This is a genomic window from Mucilaginibacter galii (genome assembly GCF_014635825.1).
In the GTDB taxonomy this organism is placed as follows: Bacteria; Bacteroidota; Bacteroidia; order Sphingobacteriales; family Sphingobacteriaceae; genus Mucilaginibacter; species Mucilaginibacter galii.
This window is the reverse complement of the sequence record NZ_BMDO01000004.1, coordinates 335,170-358,760: the sequence shown is the minus strand read 5'-3', so window position 1 is coordinate 358,760 and position 23,591 is coordinate 335,170. Positions and strand designations below refer to the sequence as shown.

The window sequence follows — 23,591 nt, the reverse complement described above, 5'->3', positions numbered from 1 at the left end:
GGATTTGCTATTTCCAGCCTCCGCCAAGAGATTTATAAACATTGACCGTAGCGTTTAACTGCTCGGTCTTGGTGTCTATCAATTCCAGCTTAGATTCTAAAGCATCACGTTGAGTCATTAAAACCTCTAAATAATCGGCACGGGCCGATTTAAACAGATCGTTTGATATGTCTATCGATTTAGTGAGGGCATCAACCTGCTTGGCTTTCAGGTTAAAGCTTTTGCCAAGGTTTTCAATATTTGATAGCTGCGTAGAAACCTCCATGTAAGCATTCAATATAGTACGCTCGTAATTGAAGATAGCTTGTAGCTGCCTTGCATTAGCGCTATAAAATTCGGCCTTAATGGCGTTACGGTTAATAAGCGGACCTGCAATATCGCCGGCCAGCGAGTACAATAACGAACCCGGCAGCTTTACCAGATATGACGGCTTAAATGCCTGGAAACCCAAAGCAGCCGAAATAGAGAACGACGGATAAAACTCCGCACGAGCAACCTTTACATCCAGTTTGGCAGCTACCAAATCCAGTTCGGCTTGTTTCACATCAGGGCGGTTGGCCAACAATTGCGATGGTATACCTGCGCTTACGGCGGTAGGCGTTAAGCCCAAAATGTTCACCTTATCCCGCGTAATTTCCTGTGGGTATCGACCGCAAAGGAAATTGATCTTGTTTTCTGTTTCCTTGATCTTCTGCATAATATCAAACTCCAGGCTTTGCGATTTTAATACCTCTGCCTGAAATTTTTGTACAGCTAACTCGGTAACACGGCTGGCTAACTTTTGCACTTTAACAATTTCCAGCGCGTTTTTTTGTAAGGCAATATTTTGCTTCACAATTTCAAGCTGGCTATCGTAACCCCGCAATTCGTAGTATGAACTGGCCAGTTCGGCTATAAGGTTGGTAAGCACAAAGTTTTTTCCCTCGATGGTGGATAGATACCTGGCTACGGCAGCCCTCTTGGCATTATGCAGTTTTTTCCAAACATCAATTTCCCAATTGGCGGTAACCGCAGCGGTAATGTCGGTAAGCGGATCGGGTACTTCAACACCGGGAGCTATATCGGTAGAAGCATCGCCAGCACCCTGGCTGGTGTAACGGCCTACCTTTTCAACACCTAAACCCAGCCTTGCACCCACGGTAGGCAACAACTGTCCCTGCCTTACCCTGATGTCGTTCTTGGCAATGCTGATATCCTGCAAGGTAATGAGCAATTCCTGGTTGTTCTTTAACGCCGTATCTATCAGGTTAACCAGGTTAGGGTCGGTAAAAAAGCTGCGCCATTGCAGCGCAGCAGTATTGGTGGTATCCTGGCTGTTACCATTAAATGAGCCGGGAACTGTTTTATTTTCTGTGGCCTGCATTACCGCAGGAACCTTACAACTGGCAATGGCCAGGCAGATGCCGAAAAAGCCAATGCATTTGTATTTACTTAATTTATACATTGTGTTCTATTTCTTCGGTTAACGGACTTTCTTCTTCATCTTTTACGAGCACGTGTTTCTCGGCAATTCTGCCGAAAATATAGTACAAGCCCGGTATAATGAGTACGCCGAAAATGGTACCAAACAACATACCCCCTAAAGCTGCCGAACCAATGGTACGGTTACCTATTTTACCCGGGCCCGATGCAACTACCAGCGGCACCAAACCTGCAATAAAGGCAAACGAAGTCATCAAAATGGGACGGAAACGTACGCTTGCGCCTTCCATGGCTGCCTCTAATACCGATGCACCTTCCTTGTGTTTCTGGATAGCGAATTCGATAATCAACACCGCATTTTTACCCAGCAAACCAATGAGCATTACAAGGGCGGCCTGTGCGTAAATGTTATTCTCCAACCCGCAAATTTTCAGCATCAGGAATGAGCCGAAAATACCCGCGGGCAGTGATAATATTACGGCTAAAGGCAAGATAAAGCTTTCGTACTGTGCAGCCAGGATGAGGTAAACGAAGATCAAACAGATGAGGAAGATATATATGGCCTCATTACCACGGCCTACTTCATCTTTAGATATACCTGCCCAATCGATACCGAAACCACGTGGCAGGGTTTTTTCGGCTACCTCGTTAATGGCAGCAATAGCAGCACCGCTACTGTAACCCGGTGCGGACGCACCGCTTATTTCGGATGCATTGTACATATTATGCCGCGTAATTTCCGACAGACCGTACACCTTTTGCATTTTCAGGAAGGCAGAAAACGGCACCATTTCGTCTTTATCATTTTTTACATACAACTTCAAAATATCTTCGGGCAAGGCGCGGTATTGTGGCAGCGCCTGCACCATTACCTTGTATTGCCTGTCGTATTTAATAAAGTTGGTTTCATAGTTACTACCTACCAGGGTAGAAAGCGTATTCATGGCGTTATCAATAGTTACACCTTTTTGTTGCGCTATATCATTGTCAACCCGTAACATATACTGCGGGAAACTGGCACTGTAAAACGTAAACACCGATGCTAATTCGGGGCGTTTGCTTAGCTCACGCACAAAATCACGACTTACGGTTTCCATCTTCTTATAATCGCCCGAACCGGCTTTATCCAGTAAGCGCAGCTCAAAACCACCGGCTGCACCGTAACCCGGTACTGCGGGAGGTTGAAAATACTCAATAGTAGCGCCGGTAATTTCTTTAGACCGTTCTTCCAGCTCCTTCATAATATCCTGAACGGAGGCTTTACGGTCTTCCCAGCTTTTAAGGTTGATCAAACACGTACCCGAGTTAGAGCCGGTACCTTCTGTCAGGATCTCATACCCGGCCAGCGACGATACCGATTGTACGCCCTCAATACCCTCCGCAATTTTCTGAAGCTTTTCGGCCACCTGGTTGGTTCTTTCTAATGATGAACCAGGGGGCGTTTGAATAATGGCATAAAACATACCCTGATCCTCATTGGGGATAAAGCCCGAAGGCAGGGTGCTGTTTAAAAAGTAGGTACCAATACAAAATGCAACCAGTATAAGGAAGGTTACCGTACGGCGGTCAATCATTGAACGCAGCAAGGTTTGGTACTTGCCGGTTAACCGGTTAAAGCCGTTGTTGAAACCATCCAGAAACTTATCAAGCCCGTTCTTCTTTTTCACCTTGCCATGGTTATTGCGCAGCATCATGGCGCAGAGTGCAGGTGTAAGCGTTAACGCAACCAAACCTGATATGATAATAGCCGTTGCCATGGTAATAGAGAACTGACGGTAAAATATACCAACCGGGCCCGACATAAATGCCACCGGCACAAACACCGCCGCCATTAAGAAAGTAATGGCAATAATGGCCCCGCTAATTTCGTGCATGGCCTTTTTGGTAGCTTTTAACGGCGAAAGATGAAACTCTTCCATGTTGGCGTGCACGGCTTCAATAACCACAATGGCATCATCTACCACCACACCAATGGCGAGTACCAAGGCAAATAAGGTAATGAGGTTGAGTGTAATACCAAAAAACTGCATGAACATAAAGGTACCCACCAACGATACAGGCACCGCAATGGCCGGTATCAAGGTAGAACGCCAGTCGCCCAGGAAGAGGAACACCACTAAACCTACCAATATAAAGGCTTCTACCAATGTGTGAATAACCTTTTCAATAGAGGCATCCAGGAACTTGGAAACGTCATAGCTGATCTCATAGTCAAGTCCTTTAGGAAACGAACTTTTCTTGATCTCTTCCATTTTGGCTTTTACATCCTTAATTACCTGACTGGCATTACTGCCGTAAGATTGTTTAAGCGTGATAGCTGCCGATGCATGGCCATTAAGGTTGGAGTAGATATCGTACATGGAGCTACCAAACTCTATTTGCGCCACATCTTTCAGGCGAAGTATTTCACCGTCGGAGCTCGATCTTAAGATAATGTTTTCATACCCTTCCTTGGTGGTAAAACGGCCGGGGTATTTCAATACGTACTCAAAAGATTGCGAGCGCTTACCCGAGCTTTCGCCCGTTTTACCCGGCGATGCTTCTAAACTTTGCTCGTCCAAGGCTTTCATTACCTCATCCGAAGAAATTTTGTAAGCCAGCATCCTGTCGGGTTTAAGCCAAATACGCATCGCATATTCACGGTTACCCAAAATATCGGCAAAACCCACACCGTCAACACGCTTAAGCTCCGACAGGATGTTAATATCGGCAAAGTTAAACAGGAACTTTTGATCCATAGTAGGATCCTTGCTGTACACGTTGATGTACATCAGCATGTTCGATTCTTCGCGCGTGATTTTTACACCCTCGCGGACAACAAGCGGCGGAAGTTTGTTTACCACCGATGCTACCCTGTTCTGGATATTTACCGAAGCCTGGTTAGGGTCGGTACCTAAATTAAATACTACTTGTATGGTGGCCTCGCCGTCGTTACCGGCATCAGATGCCATGTACTTCATACCCGGTACACCGTTAATTGCACGCTCTAACGGTATAACTACCGATTTGATGAGCAGCTCGCCGTTTGCTCCGGGATACTCAGCCGTAATATTCACCTTAGGCGGCGATATAGACGGGAATTGCGTTACCGGCAAATGGGTCATAGCCAGCACGCCCAAAAACACAATAATGAGCGATATTACTATGGAGAGGACTGGCCTCTGTATAAATTTACTAAACATTTGAATTTACTTGTTTTAGGAGGTAACCACTATTCGGCCTTCAGGCGCAGGTTGGAAATAATTTCCTTTGGCGACACGTATTCAAATTTGATTTGATCATCATCCTTAACTTTTTGAACACCTTCCAACAGAATTTTATCATTTTCGGTAATGCCGCTGGCCACTACGTACAAGTCGGGCATTTCGCTGCGGATGGTAATTGCGCGGGAATGCACTTTACCTTTGCTGTCAATTACAAAAACGTAGGTTTTGTCCTGTATTTCGTAAGTAGCTTTTTGCGGAATAACTAATGCATTTTTAAGCGGAACGGTCATTTGAACCTTACCGGTTTCGCCATTTCTGAGCAGCTTGTTTGGGTTAGGGAAACGCGCCCTGAAAGCAATATTTCCTGTTTCGTTATCAAACTCGCTTTCAATGGTTTCTACATCGCCTTTATATGGTAAAGGCTGGTTGTTAGCTAATAGTAAGCCTACTTTGCGGTCGCCACGATCTTTGGTATTGGTTTCATAATCTAAATACTCAGGCTCCGAAACGTTGAAGTAAACGAACATCTGGCTATTGTCAGAAAGGCTGGTCAGTAATTCGCCCTCGTCAATTAAGCTTCCCAGTTTTTTAGGGATACGGTCAATGGTACCATCAAACGGGGCACGTATTTCGGTAAAAGATAAGTGAAGCTTGGCCAGTGAGGTTTCGGCACGTGCCTGGTCAAGTTTTGACTTAGCCATGGCCAGCTCATTTTTAGACACAATGTTTTTATCAGATAGTGTCTTGGTGTTTTGCATTTCAATTTCGGCAGACTTTGCTTCAGCTTGTGCTTTCAGTAATTCGGCCTCGTAAACCTTGGGCATAATTCTGAACAATAACTGCCCTGCTTTTACCGACTGGCCTTCATCAACATAAATGTTTTGCAGGTAACCTTTTTCTTGTGCGCGCAACTCAATGTTACGCACCGATTTAATTTGCGAAACATACTCTTTGGTAAACGAGGTGTCGATTTTTAAAGCACTGGTAACCGTAAACTTGTCGGCTTCTTCTTTTTTTTCTTGTTTAGGGGTGCAGCCTGTTTGATAAAGCACGGCAAAAAAGCCTGCCAGCATGAGAATTCTCTTCATGATTTTATATAAAATATTAAGCGATTGTAAACCTGGAAATCGGAGATTTCTTTGGACTTAGAAATGGGAATTCAGCTGCGTTAAAACAACCGGCACATGGTATTGCTAATTGAGTTTATACCAATAGCACAGGCAGGTATACCGGTGATACCTGCAGGCAACTGAACAATAAAATACAGATCAGATTCTTATAGCTCTTTGTACAATGTACTTGTAAGAGCTTATATAAGATAGATGCCTTAGTACAGGCAAACGTACTTCTAAGCGGGTAATTAGGTAGCTTAATACTAAAGTATAAGCAACAATGAGAGCGTATTTGGCCAACAGCACGTAACGCCTGGCCGAAGAATCGTTTTCATCCTCATCAAGATCACTCACCAGCGAGTCGCCGTCTTTAACCTTGCCATGTGTTTTTAAAATGGCGCCATCGCGTTTGAGAATAGAATAATTTAATTGTTTTATTTTATCGGTAGTTTGCGCCACAGTGGTCCTTGCTCTACTGGCAGGCACATTACTATGGGCATAGTAATGTCTTCCAACAAAGAGGAAACTCAGGAACAAGAAAAATAAAACAATAGTTCTCATTAAAAGCTCAAATATAATATTTAAGGCTATAAGTATACGTTGTTGCCATAATTTTATTGCAATTATTACATTTCAATTTTAAATGCAGCAATAACTTTCTTTAAATGAAATATTTACATTTTTTAAATTTAAAAACAGGACAAATTATGCCAGGGCAAAGCCAATCAAACTTGCCCTATCTTACTATGAAAGCTTCAATGATCCATTGATGAAATAAGGCTACACAGGTTCTGTTTAAAACTACAATTATTATAGCTGGACAGTAAAATAATTGTGCTACACGAATATGCCTGTGTTGGTCGGATTTTTGTTAATAAGAAAATATAATAAATACTGGTTAATAATTGCGTTGATAAACGTATATACACTTTTTTAACCTATTAACATTTACCCTTTGGAAAATAACCAGCACATTGCCATTTTAGGCGGAGGCCCGAGCGGTCTTTTCATGTTCAAACGCCTTGTGGAATCGGGACGTACCGACCTAAGCATAGATATTTTTGAAAAGAACGCCAAGCTTGGCGCCGGTATGCCTTACAGCGAAGACGGTGCCTGCTACGAACACATTACCAACGTATCGGGTAATGAAATTCCTGATATAGTTACCCCTATAGCCGAGTGGATAAAAACGCTACCCCAGGATACCCTTAACCGGTTTAAGCTGGATGCCAAAGCATTTAATGACTATAAAGTTTTGCCGCGCCTGCTGTTTGGCCAGTACCTTACCGCACAATTTAAGTTACTGCAGCAACAAGCCAAAGACTTGGGTATGGCAGTTACAGTGCATTACAATACCCGGGTAACCAATATTACCGATAAACCTGCACTCAATAAAGTGCTGGTAGAAGCCGACAACGAAAAAGAGTACTTATACGACCAGGTAATTATTTGCACCGGGCATAATTGGCCGGTAAAGCATGAAGGAAAAGTAGCCGGCTACTTTGATTCGCCCTATCCCCCATCAAAGTTGGCTTTTGAAGCCAACCATGCTGTGGCCATCCGTGGCTCATCGCTTACGGCTATTGATGCTATACGTACGCTGGCCAGGCGCAATGGTTCGTTCTCTAAATCTGAGGCAGGTTTGGTAAGCTATAAGTTGAATGATGGTACTCCTGGTTTTCGAATGGTGATGCACTCACGTAACGGTCTACTACCGGCGGTTCGTTTCCACCTGGAGGATTCGCATTTGCTGAAGGACTCGGTGCTGAGCAAAGAAGAAATTGATGACAACAGGGCACAAAACGATGGCTTTCTATCACTTGACTACGTTTTCGATCAAAATTTCAAATCGAAGATTGCAGATGGGGATCCGGAGTTTTACGAACAAATTAAGGACATGAAGATTGAAGACTTTGTGCCTTTTGTAATGGAACTGCGAGAAAAGCTGGATGCCTTTGAACTCCTGAAAGCCGAATACGCCGAAGCCGAAAAGTCTATAAAACGCAAGGAGTCCGTTTACTGGAAAGAGATGCTGGCCGTATTAAGCTTTGCCATGAATTACCCGGCCAAGTACCTGTCTGCTGAAGATATGCAACGCTTGCAAAAAGTTTTAATGCCATTAATTTCGGTAGTTATTGCCTTTGTGCCTCAAAGTTCTGCGCAAGAATTGCTGGCTTTGCATAATGCCGGTGTATTAGAATTGGTGACCGTGGGCGACGATAGTGAAGTAACCCCATTACCAACGGGTGGAGCAAACTACTGCTACACCGATGAAAACGGCAAGCAGCACGAAACCTATTATGCCACCTTTGTAGACAGCATAGGCCAGCCGCATTTCCCTTTCGAAAAATTCCCCTACCGCGGACTGCTCGATAACAGAACCATTAGCCCGGCCGTGCTTAAGTTCCAGGATGAAGATTGTGCTAAAGAAGCACAGGAAAAAGATCCGGCTAAAGTACGAACAGATGAGGCGGGCAACTATTATCTTCAGGTTCCGGGTATTGCTATCAATGATAACTTCCAGGTTGTAGATGCTTACGGCGCCCTGAACCCCCGAATATATATCATGGCAGTACCTTACATTGGCGGTTACAACCCCGATTATTCGGGACTTGATTTTAGCGAGGCGGCCTCGGCATTGATCATTAAGAGTTTAGTGACTGAAGAAGATGATATATTATTGGTATAATTAAACGAGTTTTTCTTAAAAGTTTAATATAGTATAAATTGATAAAATTTTAAACATAACCTGCGTTCTTTTGTAAGTAAATTGCTACAATTACGTTCAATGCACTATACGTTTGCCCCTGACAACGTGTACTTGACGAATTTAAACTGTAGACGCATACTATGTACTCAAGCTCTTTAGTAAAAAATACGCCTCAGGGCAACTGCCGCCTGGCCATGATTGATGATAACCCCATGGAGCACCTCATTTTTAAAAAATTGTGCGAGCGCTACCAGTTATTTTCAAATGCAACGCATTTTTCGGATGCGCGCATGATGCTCAATTTACTGACTCAAGAAGATGATACAGAGGTTTGTACACCCGACGTGATCCTGTTAGACCTGCAGATGCCGGATTTTAATGGATGGGATTTCCTTCAGCATTTGGAATCGGTTTATACGCAGTTTAAGAAGCCGGTTTACGTTTATGTTTTTTCATCCTCTATAGATCCGGCTGATAAGGCAAGATCGAGTTCATACTCTTTCGTGACCGATTTTATATCAAAACCTATGAGACCGGAGATTTTGCGAATGATGTATGAAAAACACGCTAACGTAGCTTAAGCACAATATCAAACTAATTATAGTTTCCCATAAAAAGGTTTTAAGCCGCCAAAATCAATAATTATACGGTTTAAAACTACCCCCGGGTCAATCATATATATCTTTAATTGATGCTTACCCGCAGGTAATGCACTTAATTTTACCGAGCGCATGGTTGTGTTGCTTAACACGTTTTGCTTCCACTCATTACTGCGTCCTACAGTCTTGAAATTAAGTATTGTTAACGGTCCATCATCAACACTTACCGCATAACGCATCCCAAAACTATTATTTACCGGGAACGTTGGCAAAGTGTAAACTTTTACCTCGGCCGGCTTGCTTGCCTGCGTATAGAAATCATAAGTCACGCTTGGATTATTTTTTATAGCCGAAGCGCTGGTATCAGGTACTGCGGCGGTGAAGGGAACAGCCTGCAAACTTTTGCCAGCGTACCCCAAGCCTTCAATAACGGTCCAGCTTTTTGAAACCGAATTAGTTTTTGCGCTATAATCAGCAGCATTCATGCTAATGTAACCGTTAGCTTTATAATCAGCAGTGAGTTGGTTACGCAAGGCTTCAACAGCAATGCTCACGCTTCTGTTACCCGCATTAACCACTACTTGTCCCTGTAATTTTCCATCTTTCGGTACGCTGTCCCAATCAATACTCACCCATATACGTTGCTGGCTTTGGCTGCCATCAGGCAACAATTTACCAGTCTGCTTTGAAACCCTGATCCATTTTTGCGATGCCGTTATTGTAAAATCCAATGCTTCGGGCTTGCATAAATAAACATCTAAAAAATATGGCTGAGCGGCTGCCTGACTAAACGTGGGCAGTATAAGGTTATAAAGAGAATCTTTAATAGCATAGCCTTCGGGCCTTACCTGCCAGCTTACAGGTTGCTGCTTAACATTCACCTCTAATTTGGGCTCCTGGTAAACCGGCAGATCCCGTGGTTTCATTGACATTATGTTAGCCCATTTACCGTTAGCCAGCTTTTCGTTGTAGTACCGCGTTTCCTTCGCAATTTCTTTATAAGCGCTATCCGACAGCTGTGCATAGTTTTCGGCACTTAAACGTCCTTCACCGGCATATAGTAAAGCCTTATCACGGTATAAAAACTTTTTGTTCATCAACGATGAACCCACCACGGGGTAATAAACCAGTTCGTAAAAAGCATCTTGTTGATCTTCTTTAATGAGCGACTTAATTGATCTGGCATTACTTTCCAGCGCAGCATAGCTGTTAATCCGTCGTTGGGCTTGGTCGCCATACTGGTAATGGTTGTAAGCCGTCATGTTTACCGGCGTAGTAGGTTCGGTTTGGCTCCAGCCCATAAATTCGGGCTTGCGCTCAAAGGCCAAATTGTAATACTGCCACATCAAACTGCCGATTGCAGCTGCATTAGCATCTCCAAAAATCTTACCTGCCCAGTTTGTCAAATGCATTTTTGAGTAAGCGCTGTTTTGAAAAGGCTTAATTTGATAAGCCATGTCCATAAATAACTGGATATTATATTCTGAAGGCTTAATATCACCCACGTTAATCACCCAAACGTTTCGGGCATCCAACTCGTAAGCCTTAGTCATTTCTTCCCTGATGAGTGCCGGATGCGTGGTACTCAACCATAAATAGTCATGCGGGCGTCCCCAGTAAGATGCATGGTAGTAAACACCAGAGCCACCTTTCCGTTTACGTTCCTGCGGATTACTTAGCCGTTGAATGTAACCGTAATTATCATCGGGCCAAACCAAGGTAATGTCTTCGGGCACTTTTAAGCCGTTATCGTAAACATCCAATACTTCTTTGTATGCGGTAAAAACCTGAGGTACTTTTGTAGCATCGGGGTTAATATACTTTTGGAACAAGCCGCGCTGGTCGGCTATAATTTGTTCCAGCAGTGGCACCGCTTCTTTCGGCCCTTTTACCCCTTCCATCCCACTATCATGAACACCGCGCATCCCCATAGTATAAATGGCCTGGTTGGTGCTGCTTTCTTTTACACGGCTTTCCCAGTAATTATAAACCTGCTGTTTATTGGTGATATAATTGAAATGCCCCATGGTTTTCTCATTCCATTCGCCAACGTTATTGCGCAACATAGGTTCGGCGTGCGAGGAGCCCACCACAATATCATAATCGGCCGCTATCTTTTTATTACCGGGGTACGAGTAAAATGCTTTAGTGCTGGGATGCATGGCCGGCCAAATCAAATTGGCTTTTAAACGCAGCAAAAGTTCAAATAATTTGGCATAGGTTTTCGGGCCAATGTCGCCGGTTTCGGGTTCAAAAGTTTTGGCAGCCCATGGCTGTAAACCCCAGTCTTCATCATTTATAAAGATGCCCCGGTACTTAACCGATGGTGGTGCCGACACTGTTTCTATAACATTTAGGCTTATACTTGCCTTACTGGGGGGCTTTACATCGGCCCACCAATACCACGGGTTTACTCCTATTTGTTCGGAAAGGCTAAACACACCATAAGCTGTACCCCGGCTATCGCTACCTGCAATGATCAACGCCTGGTTAATGCGGGCGGTGGGCTTGCTTACAACTTTGTAACCATAGCATTCCCACTTGCCCTCAAGTTGTACAAGGGTTCCATTTTTTCCCTGCGTCAGGCTTTTCAGCAGCGCAGAATTTATTTGACCAATTATAATGCAATTACCGTTGGCTTTATTAAGATTATTGTACACCGGAGCTACATAGCCCGATACCATTTTTATATCCTGCTGTAATAAATAGGCGGCTATAGAATCAAGCTTGCTCCCTTTGGCATCGTATACAATGCAGGTTTCGGTAGTCTTGCTAACTATCGTAAACTCTTTGGCAACTGCTGCATTGAAGCTGAATAAGCAAAGGACAAAAAACACAAACTTGAAGTTTCTTCTACTCATAAAGACAGACGGTTTGAGAAGTATTGATTTTTAAAATCCAATATTACCAAATTGTGCCGATGTAAAGGCTATTGATTTTACCCGTTGCCGGTAGAAAACTATATTAGTAGCGGTTTAAGCTAACTTTGTTGCCGACTAAAGGCTGTAATTAGCCACAACCAAATTGAGTAATTAGTTTATTATACACTTAATAAGTTTAATGGCTGTAACTTTATACTTCATCTGTACTATCCGTAAAATCAATAGATAATGAAATTGCAGCACAGCTGGATAATTTTTTGCATACTCTTACTACCTTTAAAACTAAGTGCCCAACGCACGTTGCAATACTACGACGATCAGGTATTGCTCGATCTGGCTAAGTCGCGTACCCCCGGTCAAACTAACATATACATGTTCTTATCGCGCAATTATAAGATCATTAATACAGCCATACCGGTGGGCCTGCTGTTAGGCGGCACAATAGGCAATAACAAAGAAATGCGTCAGAATGCCGTCTATATAGCCAGCAGTACGTTAGTAAGTTACGGCCTCAACGCTATTATTAAAGGTTTGGCTAAGAGAAGGCGGCCTTTTATCAGAAATATAACTATTGTACCGGTTTACGAGGCTAACCGTTATTCCTTTCCCTCGGGCCATACTTCGTCTACCATGAGTACGGCCACGGCTTTGTCTATTGCCTATCCTAAATGGTACGTCATCATCCCTTCTTTTGCCTGGGCAGGCGCCACCAGTTATGGGCGTATGTATTTAGGCGTTCATTACCCTACCGATGTGGCCGCAGGTTTGCTATTAGGCCCGGCCACGGCGGTCTCCATGCAATTTGTAAAACCCAAACAAGCTGTCCAGTAGCTGCGTTTGGTCACGAGCAGTTCATATTTGTGTTAAGAAAGTGCTAAATCGTATCTCCTACCCTCGAATTTTCATTAATGTTTGACATTTTTGTAAAACATTATGGCAATCAAAGATAAAGGCACCGAGCAACTCATTAAAGATACCGCAAAACGAATCTTCTTTGCAGAGGGCAAATTACACTCCACCACGCAGGATATTGCCAATGCAGCCGGCGTAAGCCGCACGCTGTTGCACTACTACTTCCGCTCTAAAGATCAGCTCATTAATATTGTTTTTAAAGATGCTATGGATGAGCTGGGAAGCAGGCTTGATAATGTGATGGATGCCGACCGGCCGTTTAAAGAAAAAATGGAAAACCTGATAGACGTTTTTGTAACCGAAGCTATGGCTTTCCCCTATCAGGAAACTTTCCTCATTACAGAGATCAATTCGGCAAATAGTGTTATCTACAATGAATACAAAACTGCCAAGCTGAAATCTTTTCTAAAACAGATAGAATCAGAAATGGTGGCAGGCAACATCGAAACCATGAATCCTATACATTTCATGATGAATTTATTTTCTTTAATGGCTTATCCGCTGGTTATGTCACCGCTTTATAAACAGTTCTTCAAACTTTCTGACAAGGCTTTTAAAAATCTCATCATCGAGAGAAAAAAATTGATCTGTAAAATGATATTTAAATAATTTTCTTACCCAATGATTGACAAAATTGTCAAACTAAATAATCAACTATACTTTAGCATCCTATGTATTTATCCTCAAAAATCAATCTGAATATGAAAACTCAGGCACTCTCTGCTTTTTTTATAAGCTCGGCCTTACTCCTGCTCTCCGCTTGCGGTAACAACCAAACCCAGGGAGGCGGCGCACCGGCGGGTGGTGCCCCACCTGTACAAAGTTTCCCGGTGTTTAAAATATCGCCTCAAAATACAACGCTTAACAGCGATTACCCGGCTACCTTACAAGGGCAGCAAAACATAGAGATACGGCCAAAAATTGACGGCTATATTGAACAAATTTATATTGACGAAGGATCGGTGGTAAAAAAAGGCCAGGTGCTTTTCCGCATCAGTGCACCACAGTACGCGCAAGAGGTTAATAATGCCGCCGGGGCGGTAAGCAGTGCCGAAGCCGATGTTAGCACAGCCCAGTTACAAGTAAACAAAACCAAACCACTGGTTGAAAAAGACATCATCAGCCACTACGAATTAGAATCTGCCCAGTTAACTTTACAAGCACGCAGAGCTGCCTTAAAACAAGCCAAAGCAAACTTAGCTAACGCCAGAACTAATTTGGGTTATACTACAGTAACCAGCCCGGTAAACGGCGTGGTAGGTACCATTCCTTATAAATTAGGTAGCTTAATTAACAGCAACACAGCACAGCCATTAACCACGGTATCAAACATTGGTAATGTTTACGCTTACTTTTCCCTGAATGAAAAGCAATTGCTCGATTTTTCACGCCATTATGAAGGCCGCACGCTCGATGCTAAACTGAGCAAGCTTCCGCCGGTATCATTAATCTTGTCTGACGGTACAAATTACCCTGAAAAAGGACGGGTAGAAACCATAAGCGGATTAATTAATACCGAAACAGGTTCGGCAAGTTTCAGGGCATCGTTTCCTAACCCAGTACGCCTTATTCGCAGTGGTGGAAGCGCTACGGTGCGCATACCGCAAGCATTCACCAATGCTATACTGGTTCCTCAAAAATCTACCTACGAGCTACAGGGCAAACACTTTGTGTATGTGGTTGATGCAGGCGGTAAGGTAAAAAGCACCGAAATACAAATTATGAACCAGGCAAGCGGTCAGTTCTTCGTGGTTACCGCAGGTGTAAAAGCGGGCGACACCGTGGTTTTAGAAGGCACCTCGAACCTGCAGGATGCCATGACCATTAAGCCCGAGATGCAAGCCGACAGCAAAGTATACCAGAACTAACCTAATTTATTAAGCAGAAAGCATGAAGCTTCTGCTACACTTTTCAACGTAAAAACATATTTATGTTACGCATATTTATTGAAAGACCGGTACTATCTACCGTTATATCGGTCATCATAGTTATTCTGGGTATTTTGGGACTAACCACGCTGCCCATATCCCAGTATCCCGAAATTGCGCCGCCAACGGTGCAGGTTTCGGCCTCTTACCAGGGCGCCAACGCCGAGGTGGTCATGAACAGTGTTATTGTACCGCTCGAAGAGCAAATTAACGGTGTAGAGAACATGACCTACATGACCTCTACTGCCAGCAACAGCGGTACAGCTACCATTACCGTTTACTTTAAATTAGGCACCGACCCCGATTTGGCTGCGGTAAACGTACAAAACCGGGTATCGAAAGCAACCAGCTTGCTACCGGCCGAAGTAACCAAGGCTGGTGTTACCACCAGTAAGCGCCAAAGCAGTATGGTAATGGTATTTACACTGCACAGTAAAAATCCATCGTACGACCAAACCTTCTTACAGAATTACGCCAATATTAACCTGTTACCACAAATTAAGCGTATTAACGGTGTAGGTGAAGCCAGCGTATTTGGTTTGCAAGATTACTCCATGCGTATATGGCTAAAGCCTGATGTAATGAGTACCTACGGCTTAATACCCGATGACGTAAACGCAGCCCTGGCTGAGCAAAACATTGAAGCAGCTCCGGGTAAATTAGGCGAAAACAGCAATCAATCGTTTGAGTATGTGCTTAAATATAAAGGCCGGTTAAAAAGCCCAACCGAGTTTGAAAACATTGTGGTGCGCGCTACCAATAACGGTCAGTTACTGCGCCTTAAAGACGTAGCAAGGGTTGAATTAGGCGCTCAAAGCTACTCGAGCAATACCCTTACCGATGGTAAACCGGGTATCGGTATCGCTATTTTTCAAACCGCAGGTTCCAACGCACACGAGCTTATTCAAAATTGCCAGGCTGCTATTGACCAGGCCGCCAAAACGTTCCCTCCAGGCGTATCGTACAGTAACATGTTCGATGTGAATGAGTTTTTGGATGCATCTATTGAGAAGGTGATCCATACACTTATTGAAGCCTTTGTGCTCGTATTTATCGTGGTATTTGTTTTCTTGCAAGATTTCCGTTCTACACTCATCCCGGCTATTGCCGTGCCAGTAGCTATTGTAGGTACTTTCTTTTTCCTTCAGCTATTTGGTTTTACCATTAATTTGCTCACGCTATTTGCCTTGGTTTTGGCCATAGGTATTGTGGTGGATGATGCTATTGTGGTGGTGGAGGCTGTACATGCCAAGTTAGATAACGGTGCCAAATCGGCCAAGAATGCTACTACCGAGGCCATGGGTGAAATTAGCGGAGCTATTATTTCTATTACCCTGGTTATGGCAGCTGTCTTTATCCCGGTGTCGTTTATTACAGGTTCGGCGGGTGTATTCTACAAACAGTTCGGTTTAACGCTGGCCATTGCCATCTTAATTTCGGCCGTAAACGCCCTTACACTAAGTCCCGCTTTATGCGCCTTATTGCTGAAACCTCATCCCGAAGGTGAGCATCATAAAAGCGGGTTTTTACAGCGCTTTTACACGGCCTTCAATGCAGGTTTTGATTCGTTGACCGGCAAATACAAAAAATCGGTTAATTTCCTGATCGGTAGAAAATGGGTTGCCATTGGCGGTATCGCTCTTTTCGGAGTTTTATTCTGGTTCCTGCTGAAAACAACACCATCAGGCTTTGTGCCTAACGAAGATCAAAGCTTCATCATGGGCGACGTATCGCTCCCGCCATCTTCATCGCTCGAACGTACTACCGAGATCGTTAACCATGTGGCCAGCATAGCGCGTACATTACCTGAGGTAGAAACGGTTACCCGTATTGCAGGACAAGGTTTATTGAGCGGTGCCGGCGGTTCGTACGGTATGATGTTAATTAAACTCAAGCCCTGGGATAAACGAGGCGGTAAAGGCTCTGACATTACAAGCGTTACCGGCAAGCTTTTCGGCATGACGGGTAATATTAAAGGTGCGCGAATTATCTTTTTTGCGCCACCAACCTTACAGGGTTTTGGTACCAGTAATGGTTTTGAGTTCCAGGTACAAGACCGTACAGGCGGTAACATCAGTAAGTTTTCGGAAGTGAACGGTAAGTTTTTGGCGGCCCTTAGTCAGCGCCCGGAGATACAATACGCTTCGACTTTCTTTAACACTAACTTTCCGCAGTACGAGGTTGATGTTAATGTAGCCAAGTGTAAAGAAGCCGGCTTAACAGTTAACGCGGTTTTAGGTACGCTGCAAGGTTATTACGGTGGTTTGTATGCATCCAACTTTAATGAGTTTGGCAAGCAATACCGTGTAATGATACAAGCCGATGCTCAATATCGCGGTACGCCAGAAAGCTTAAACAACATCTACGTGCGCAACGCCAATAATGTGATGGCCCCTATTTCGGAGTTCGTAACGCTTAACAAGGTTTATGGTCCTGAGTCTATTAACCGTTTTAACTTGTTCACATCCATATCGGTAACAGGTGCACCTAAACCGGGCTTTAGTTCTGGCGATGCCATTAAGGCTATCCAAGAGGTTGCAGCCAAAACGTTACCCGCAGGCTATGGCTTTGAATTTTCGGGTTTAACCCGTGAGGAACTGGCCAGTGGCAGCCAAACCGTTTTCATTTTTGCTTTGTGTTTGATCTTTGTATACTTCTTATTAAGTGCTCAGTATGAGAGTTATATATTGCCTTTTGCTGTATTACTTTCACTACCAATAGGTTTGGCCGGTGCATTTTTATTTGCCTGGATCTTTAAAATCGAGAACAACATTTACCTGCAAATTACGCTCATTATGCTCATTGGTTTGTTAGCCAAGAATGCGATTCTGATTGTGGAATTTGCCGTAGCACGCCGCCGCGAAGGTGAGAGCATTGTACAAGCGGCTATTAACGGTGCAGTTGCCCGTTTACGACCTATCTTAATGACCTCGTTTGCCTTCATCCTGGGTTTAGTGCCGTTGATGCTGGCATCTGGCGCGGGTGCCGAAGGTAACCGTTCTATTGGTACCGGTGCTGTGGGTGGTATGTTAATAGGTACTGTATTTGGCATATTTGTTATACCGGTACTATTTATCATCTTCCAATCGCTGCAAGAACGTATCAGCGGCAGACCGACACCAGAGGATACCGACAGCACTCCAAAGCTTGAGGTAATTTAAACCGCATTCATTCACCATTGAACACATCACCAACAATGATCACCATAGATAAAAAGAAAGCCTATGCCGTGCTGGCAGCAGCACTGCTATTGGCCTCTTGCGTAACCAAAAAATACCAGCAGCCGGGATTGGATTTTAAAGGTAAATTGTACCGCGACACCACCGTTACCGATACTACCACTATAGCCAACCTGCCCGTAAACCAGTTGTTTACAGATACCGTTTTACAAAACCTGATCAACGAAGGTTTGCGTGAAAACCTTGATTTGAAAACGGCCGTACAGCGCATTAACGAAGCGCAAGCTAATTTACAGCAAAGCAAGGCTGCGTTTTTGCCGAGTTTAAGCGGTAGCGTTCAAGCTACGCGTGCCAAACAATCGGCAGCAGGCTTAAACTTTCCGCCTGAGTTTGCAGGCGCTTTTAATTTAGTAACCACTACTTACCAGGCCGGTTTAAATACCAGTTGGGAAGCCGACATTTGGGGTAAGCTCAGCAGTGCAAAAAGGCAGGCTTTAGCCGGTTTATTACAAACTGATGCGGCCAAACGTGCTGTACAAACTCAGTTAATTGCCAATATTGCCAACAGCTATTATAACTTGCTGGCATTAGACAAACAACTGCAAATAACCGAGCAAACGCTAAAAAACCGCATTACTGATGTGGAAACGATGAAAGCTTTAAAAGAGGGTGCCATTGTTACCGGTGCGGCGGTAGTGCAAAGCGAGGCTAACCGCTATGCAGCCGAAGTAACCATCCCCGACCTGAAACGCAGTATCCGCGAAACAGAAAATTCGCTAAGTATTCTCTTGGCCAGAAGTCCGGGCAGCATCAAACGTGCCTCGCTCACCGAGCAGGTACCCTACCAAAACCTGCAAACAGGTGTGCCGTCGCAACTGTTAAAAAATCGCCCTGACGTGCAGCAGGCTGAGTATTCGTTCCGAAGTGCATTTGAAAACACTAATGTGGCACGCGCTTACTTTTACCCCTCACTAACCATTACGGCACAGGGTGGCGTATCATCGTTAAGGATCAAAAGCCTGTTCGACAACTCTATATTTTATAATATTGTTGGCGGCCTTACGCAGCCTATATTTAACAAAGGGCTAAATAAATCGAGGTTACGGATAGCTCAAGCACAACAGCAGGAAGCTTATTACGCCTTCCAGCAGTCATTACTTACTGCCGGCAGCGAGGTGTCTAATGCCTTGTATGCTTACCAAACCGCAGTAGAAAAGCAAAACTCAAGAGCCAAACAACTTAAAGCCTTAGAGAAAGCGGTTGATTATACGAAAGAATTGCTACGCTACAGTTCATCAACCAACTACACTGATGTACTAACCTCAGAACAAAGCTTACTGAGCGCACAGTTAAGCAGTGTTAACGACAGGCTGCAAGAGTTGCAGGCCATAGTAAACCTGTACAAAGCCCTTGGCGGAGGCTGGAAACAATAACCTGGATATTCATTGGCATCATGGTTCAATACAGTGATGCCAATGAATATTTATATTGCCTTTATGTAACGTGCAATTAGAAAAAAATAAATTATTCACTTGTATTACAGCCGTTAAAATAAGACAGGCCGTTTAGCCAGTCGATGTTAAGCACTGTGTATGAAAGAAAATTGTTAAGTTTGATGCGCTTTGAAAAAAGGTTCAGGAGAGATGTCAGAGTGATCGAATGTGCCTGATTCGAAATCAGGTGTACTGTTAAAGGTACCGGGGGTTTGAATCCCTCTCTCTCCGCAGATAGCAGTTTTTTTAAATAGATAAAATCCTGCAAATCAATGATTTGCAGGATTTCATTTTAGTGTTGAAATTGCTTTTTTATGCACTAAAGCACTTCAAATGTGTACGCATTTCGGTGCGTTATTACAGCACACCCACGAAGCCTCTTTATTTCTCAAAAGGAAGACTACATATCCATGAAAAAACTGTTAGAAAAAGCCAAAAAGATATTGAAGACTTCCAAAGCATCCTTGAGCGAGATCGCCTATGAACTGGGCTTTAAGCATCTGAACTCATTTGGCAATTGTTCAAGATCAAAATAGTACTTACGCCACTTGAATTTCGGCAGCCTTTGAGTCGAATTGATCTGAAATTTGAATCTGATAGATTTTCGGTTATGAATTACCTACATACGGACAAACACCAGTTCTTCATACAAGCAGTGCACAACTAAGATAAACACAGAAATACCGTTTTCAATATATAATAGCAGGCGCTTAGTTATTGAAAAGAATTCAAATTCATTATAATAAATTAAACCCTCTTCCGAAGGGCTTAATTCATTGATTTGAAACTTCAAAATTTGGAAACAATGCGAACCATTTGGTAGTAGATCAATCGAAAACTTAACCCCCCAAAATTAAACGTTGCTTAAATTATTCCCCATTAGGTTTGGCAGAGACTGACGGTGGCAACATCTTCTGGTATTTGATGAAATTTAATTCGTCGGTATTTAAAACTTCGCTAATATCAAATATATTAACAATCCAAATTTAATATCTGAGTAATGTAGCCAATTATCCTCCATGAAACTTCTTATTGATTAACTCATCGACATCTTCCCACGTTTCACTCAAACTTAATCAAGACACCGCTGTTAAAAGCATAATCTATTTGAAATGCTGACGAAGTTTGCTCACAATTATCCGTCTGTCTTATTCACTGAACCTCCCCATTCAGAAGTTAAACTGATGGTGATTGTACCTGTTAAGAACGAAGAAGATGGTCTAATACTTACCTTAAATGCGCTGAGGCTTCAGGTCGATGCTAATGGTGAACAACTCGATGAAAGTGTTTATGAAGTTTTACTACTAGTTAATAATAGCACTGATCAAACCCATCATTTAGCAACGCAATATCAACGAAGCTTTCCCGAATTCAAACTACATGTTGCAGTAATTGAACTGCAGAAAACTGATGCTCATGTTGGTATGGTAAGGCGCCTACTCATGGACGAAGCCTACGAAAGGTTTAAGAGTATTGGCAAACCTGAAGGTATCATCGTTTCTACCGATGGCGACAGCCAGGTAGATCAGCATTGGGTACATTATATTTTGAAAGAAATTAGTCAGGGCAATGATGTGGTCGGCGGACGAATACTCCCTAAAAACACACCCCAGCTATCGAAAATCCATCACTTACGTGATGTAAGTTACCGTTACCATTTAAGCAGGCTTGAATCGATACTTGACCCTTGCATGGCAGATCCCTGGCCGAGGCATTTTCAATGTTACGGACCTAGCCTGGCTGTGACCTGCGCTATCTACGATAAAGCCGGAAGAATTCCGCCGATTCCCTACCTTGAAGATGAGGAATTTAGGAAGGCCTTATACCGTATTGATGCCAAAGTACGAAAATCGCCGAAGGTTAAAGTTTACACTTCTGCAAGACTAGCCGGTAAAGTTGAGTTTGGTTTTTCTGTACAATTGCAACAATGGGGCAATATGACTCTTGAAAACCAGCAACAGCATGTTGAACCCCTTTCGGCACTTATCAAAAAAACAACGTTGAAAGGTGAGCTTAGAAAAATGTGGCGCAGCAGGCACGATGCTGCCGACCATCGCCTTCAGCTACTAAATGTCAGCAAAAAACTTCTGCTGGACGATGCCTGGTTGAAAGGAAAGTTTTACGCATGTCAGTACTTTGGCGAGTTGTGGGAGTTGGTAGAGACAGAACTTGAGCAAGGTAAATGGCGAAAGCAAAATGCACTTCAACCTATTTCGGAAGTAATTAAAACTTTTAGAAAATATTTTTCTGAGTTGCCCATAGCCTCATGACCGGGATATCCGTTATAACTATAGTAAAAGACAGAAAAGAGGCTCTCGATAATACATTAGCGGGACTGATGTTTAATTCGGTTCTTCCAGCTGAAGTAATTATCGTGCATATGAATGAAAATTTATATGAATTAAAGGCGATGCCTTTTCCAATTCATGCGGTTAAGTTAAATTCCCCGGTTTCGATGCCGCTTGCTGCAGCTCGTAATTATGGTGTTAGGCACGCCAAATATGAAAAGATAGTTTTCTTAGATGTCGACTGTATACCATCGCCCACGTTACTTGATGATTATGATGTAAATTGGGATATGGGTGCTTTACTATCAGGCCATGTACGTTACCTGTCAAAACATGCTGTGACTCAACCATTAACACCTGCTAATTTAGACCAACATAGTATGCCCGACCCTATCAGAGGCAATCTATCATCAATATCCTACGAGCTTTTTTGGTCGCTTAACTTTGCCTGTTCGAAATCTGTATTCAACAAAATTGGCGGGTTTGACGAAAACTTTGAAGGCTATGGCGGTGAAGACACTGATTTTGCATTTGCAGCAAGAAATAAAGGAATCAAAATTACAAGTGTTAACGCAACCGCTTACCATCAGTATCATGCCAGTTACGCTCCTCCAATTAACCACTTAGTTGATATTGTTGATAATGCGCAAAGATTCTATGGTAAATGGCAGTGCTGGCCTATGGAGGGCTGGTTGGTTAGATTCAGAGATTTAGGCTTAATTCAATGGGATCGTATATCTATTAGAGTATTACGAACGCCGTCTACGAACGAAACACAACAGTATTTGAAAGTTTAACTAGCAGGTTTTAAGTGATTCCACCGCTAAATGATGTACTGCCGAGGCTATTTCGTATAGCGCTTTTTGATTAATCATTCCTTTCCAATTGATTGATTCATGCTCAACGTTATCAAGTAATTTCGGCCAATCAGTAAGATACAGATCGGCAGGCAATACGATGTTAACGTAATGAACAGCAGCTATCATTTCGGCTTTGTGCAATTGTTCGTCATATGGCCGCCGCTCAGGAACGCATATGAATGTTTTGTTTAGTTGTGCCACTTCCATAACAGTATTATGACCAGCGTTACCAATTACAATACGGCAACTCTCTAATAATTTTAAAGGATCTTTTAGCTCACCATGTAAGGTGATGTTTTTTATATTACACGCTACTGTTTTTCCCATATCTCCAATACCATGAAAGTGATACAATGGACAACTTTTTGCCAGATGAATTAAAAATGCTGAAGACAAACTCGTACCACCTTTTCCACACATGACGGCTACTTGTTTAGGATCCCCTTCGTTAACGGCATATTTAGCAGAAGTATACTTACTAAAGCCGCCTGAAAACAACGATTTATCATCTACCCAAGTTGGACTGCCCGACTGTAATTGCCTTGCATAAGGAGCAATTAGTAAAGAAGCACTTTGATAGGCGGCTAAATGTGCCGGATCGTTTCGATGACCATGCTGCCGCATTACAATTGTTGGAATGCTGCAAAGCCTGGCCAGTAACGCGACCTCTACGGATACATCCACTATGAAAATCATAGGGAACGATGATGCAAAGAAGTTGCACAGCATTTTATTACGGTCACGGATGCCTTTCACATTTAAAGGAGCATAATGCAATACATTTACAGCATTGCCATCACGGTAACACTGATCCTGATAATCTTCAACATCCGTGGGCAAATGGATACAGGTTACCTTTTGCGGAATAAGATGTTCATATGGTTTTAACCCACTGCCTAATAAAGTAACGCTGGCATCAAGCTGTGAAGCAATGGCTAATGCACGCATTAAATGCCCTGAACCATGATGGTGGACGTAATAACCTATTTGATAATCCATG

Annotated in this window: 16 protein-coding genes and 1 tRNA gene; 11 read left to right on the top strand and 6 right to left on the bottom strand. The window is 43.2% G+C overall.

Annotated elements, in window-relative coordinates; genetic code table 11:
• Positions 1-7: 7 nt before the first annotated feature.
• The 4 genes from IEV61_RS10025 to IEV61_RS10010 all read right to left on the bottom strand — a co-directional run bounded on the left by IEV61_RS10025 (position 8) and on the right by IEV61_RS10010 (position 6,301).
• Positions 8-1,444, bottom strand: coding sequence for a TolC family protein (locus tag IEV61_RS10025; protein ID WP_188416209.1), 1,437 nt, complete (start codon positions 1,442-1,444; stop codon positions 8-10).
• A complete protein-coding gene (locus IEV61_RS10020) occupies positions 1,437-4,604 on the bottom strand; it encodes an efflux RND transporter permease subunit (protein WP_188416207.1) in 3,168 nt (1,055 codons plus the stop codon). The genes IEV61_RS10025 and IEV61_RS10020 overlap by 8 nt, the downstream gene beginning before the upstream one ends.
• Positions 4,605-4,633: 29 nt before the next feature.
• Positions 4,634-5,716, bottom strand: a complete 1,083-nt coding sequence (locus IEV61_RS10015; protein ID WP_188416205.1) for an efflux RND transporter periplasmic adaptor subunit — start codon at positions 5,714-5,716, stop codon at positions 4,634-4,636.
• A gap of 180 nt (positions 5,717-5,896) precedes the next feature.
• Complete coding sequence (locus tag IEV61_RS10010) at positions 5,897-6,301, bottom strand: hypothetical protein (RefSeq protein ID WP_188416203.1); 405 nt, start codon at positions 6,299-6,301, stop codon at positions 5,897-5,899.
• A gap of 394 nt (positions 6,302-6,695) precedes the next feature.
• Here IEV61_RS10010 and IEV61_RS10005 point away from each other — a divergent pair, with 394 nt between their 5' ends.
• Positions 6,696-8,429 carry an FAD/NAD(P)-binding protein gene (locus tag IEV61_RS10005; RefSeq protein ID WP_188416201.1) on the top strand — a complete coding sequence of 578 codons (1,734 nt, stop codon included), beginning with the start codon at positions 6,696-6,698 and terminating at the stop codon, positions 8,427-8,429.
• 161 nt (positions 8,430-8,590) lie between these two features.
• The gene (locus tag IEV61_RS10000; RefSeq protein WP_188416199.1) at positions 8,591-9,031 is read left to right on the top strand and encodes a response regulator; all 441 of its coding nucleotides are present in this window, start codon (positions 8,591-8,593) and stop codon (positions 9,029-9,031) included.
• Between the two features lie 17 nt (positions 9,032-9,048).
• Here the strand turns inward: IEV61_RS10000 and IEV61_RS09995 are convergent, their stop codons facing one another.
• Complete coding sequence (locus IEV61_RS09995; RefSeq protein WP_188416197.1) at positions 9,049-11,910, bottom strand: glycosyl hydrolase 115 family protein; 2,862 nt, start codon at positions 11,908-11,910, stop codon at positions 9,049-9,051.
• Positions 11,911-12,159: 249 nt separating this feature from the next.
• Between IEV61_RS09995 and IEV61_RS09990 the strand changes: the two genes are divergently transcribed.
• The 9 genes from IEV61_RS09990 (at position 12,160) to IEV61_RS09955 (ending at position 22,528) form a co-directional block, all read left to right on the top strand.
• Positions 12,160-12,762: a phosphatase PAP2 family protein gene (locus tag IEV61_RS09990; protein ID WP_188416195.1), complete on the top strand. Its 603-nt coding sequence runs from the start codon at positions 12,160-12,162 to the stop codon at positions 12,760-12,762.
• A gap of 102 nt (positions 12,763-12,864) precedes the next feature.
• Entirely contained in the window at positions 12,865-13,452 is a 588-nt protein-coding gene (locus IEV61_RS09985) for a TetR/AcrR family transcriptional regulator (protein WP_188416193.1), read from the top strand.
• Between the two features lie 92 nt (positions 13,453-13,544).
• Positions 13,545-14,711: an efflux RND transporter periplasmic adaptor subunit gene (locus tag IEV61_RS09980; RefSeq protein WP_188416191.1), complete on the top strand. Its 1,167-nt coding sequence runs from the start codon at positions 13,545-13,547 to the stop codon at positions 14,709-14,711.
• A gap of 62 nt (positions 14,712-14,773) precedes the next feature.
• On the top strand, positions 14,774-17,932 hold the full coding sequence (locus tag IEV61_RS09975; RefSeq protein WP_188416188.1) for an efflux RND transporter permease subunit: 3,159 nt from the start codon (positions 14,774-14,776) through the stop codon (positions 17,930-17,932).
• A 35-nt stretch (positions 17,933-17,967) separates the two neighbouring features.
• Positions 17,968-19,383 carry an efflux transporter outer membrane subunit gene (locus IEV61_RS09970; RefSeq protein WP_188416186.1) on the top strand — a complete coding sequence of 472 codons (1,416 nt, stop codon included), beginning with the start codon at positions 17,968-17,970 and terminating at the stop codon, positions 19,381-19,383.
• Positions 19,384-19,587: 204 nt separating this feature from the next.
• Positions 19,588-19,674, top strand: a tRNA-Ser gene (locus tag IEV61_RS09965).
• A 179-nt stretch (positions 19,675-19,853) separates the two neighbouring features.
• The gene (locus IEV61_RS20685) at positions 19,854-19,979 is read left to right on the top strand and encodes a hypothetical protein (RefSeq protein WP_262890600.1); all 126 of its coding nucleotides are present in this window, start codon (positions 19,854-19,856) and stop codon (positions 19,977-19,979) included.
• Positions 19,980-20,555: 576 nt separating this feature from the next.
• Positions 20,556-21,713 carry a glycosyltransferase gene (locus tag IEV61_RS09960; protein WP_188416184.1) on the top strand — a complete coding sequence of 386 codons (1,158 nt, stop codon included), beginning with the start codon at positions 20,556-20,558 and terminating at the stop codon, positions 21,711-21,713.
• Entirely contained in the window at positions 21,710-22,528 is an 819-nt protein-coding gene (locus IEV61_RS09955) for a glycosyltransferase family 2 protein (RefSeq protein ID WP_188416182.1), read from the top strand. Before IEV61_RS09960 ends, IEV61_RS09955 begins: the two co-directional genes overlap by 4 nt.
• On the opposite strand, the gene IEV61_RS09950 is transcribed toward IEV61_RS09955, so the two are convergent.
• The gene (locus tag IEV61_RS09950) at positions 22,529-23,590 is read right to left on the bottom strand and encodes a glycosyltransferase (protein ID WP_188416180.1); all 1,062 of its coding nucleotides are present in this window, start codon (positions 23,588-23,590) and stop codon (positions 22,529-22,531) included.
• Position 23,591: the final 1 nt, after the last annotated feature.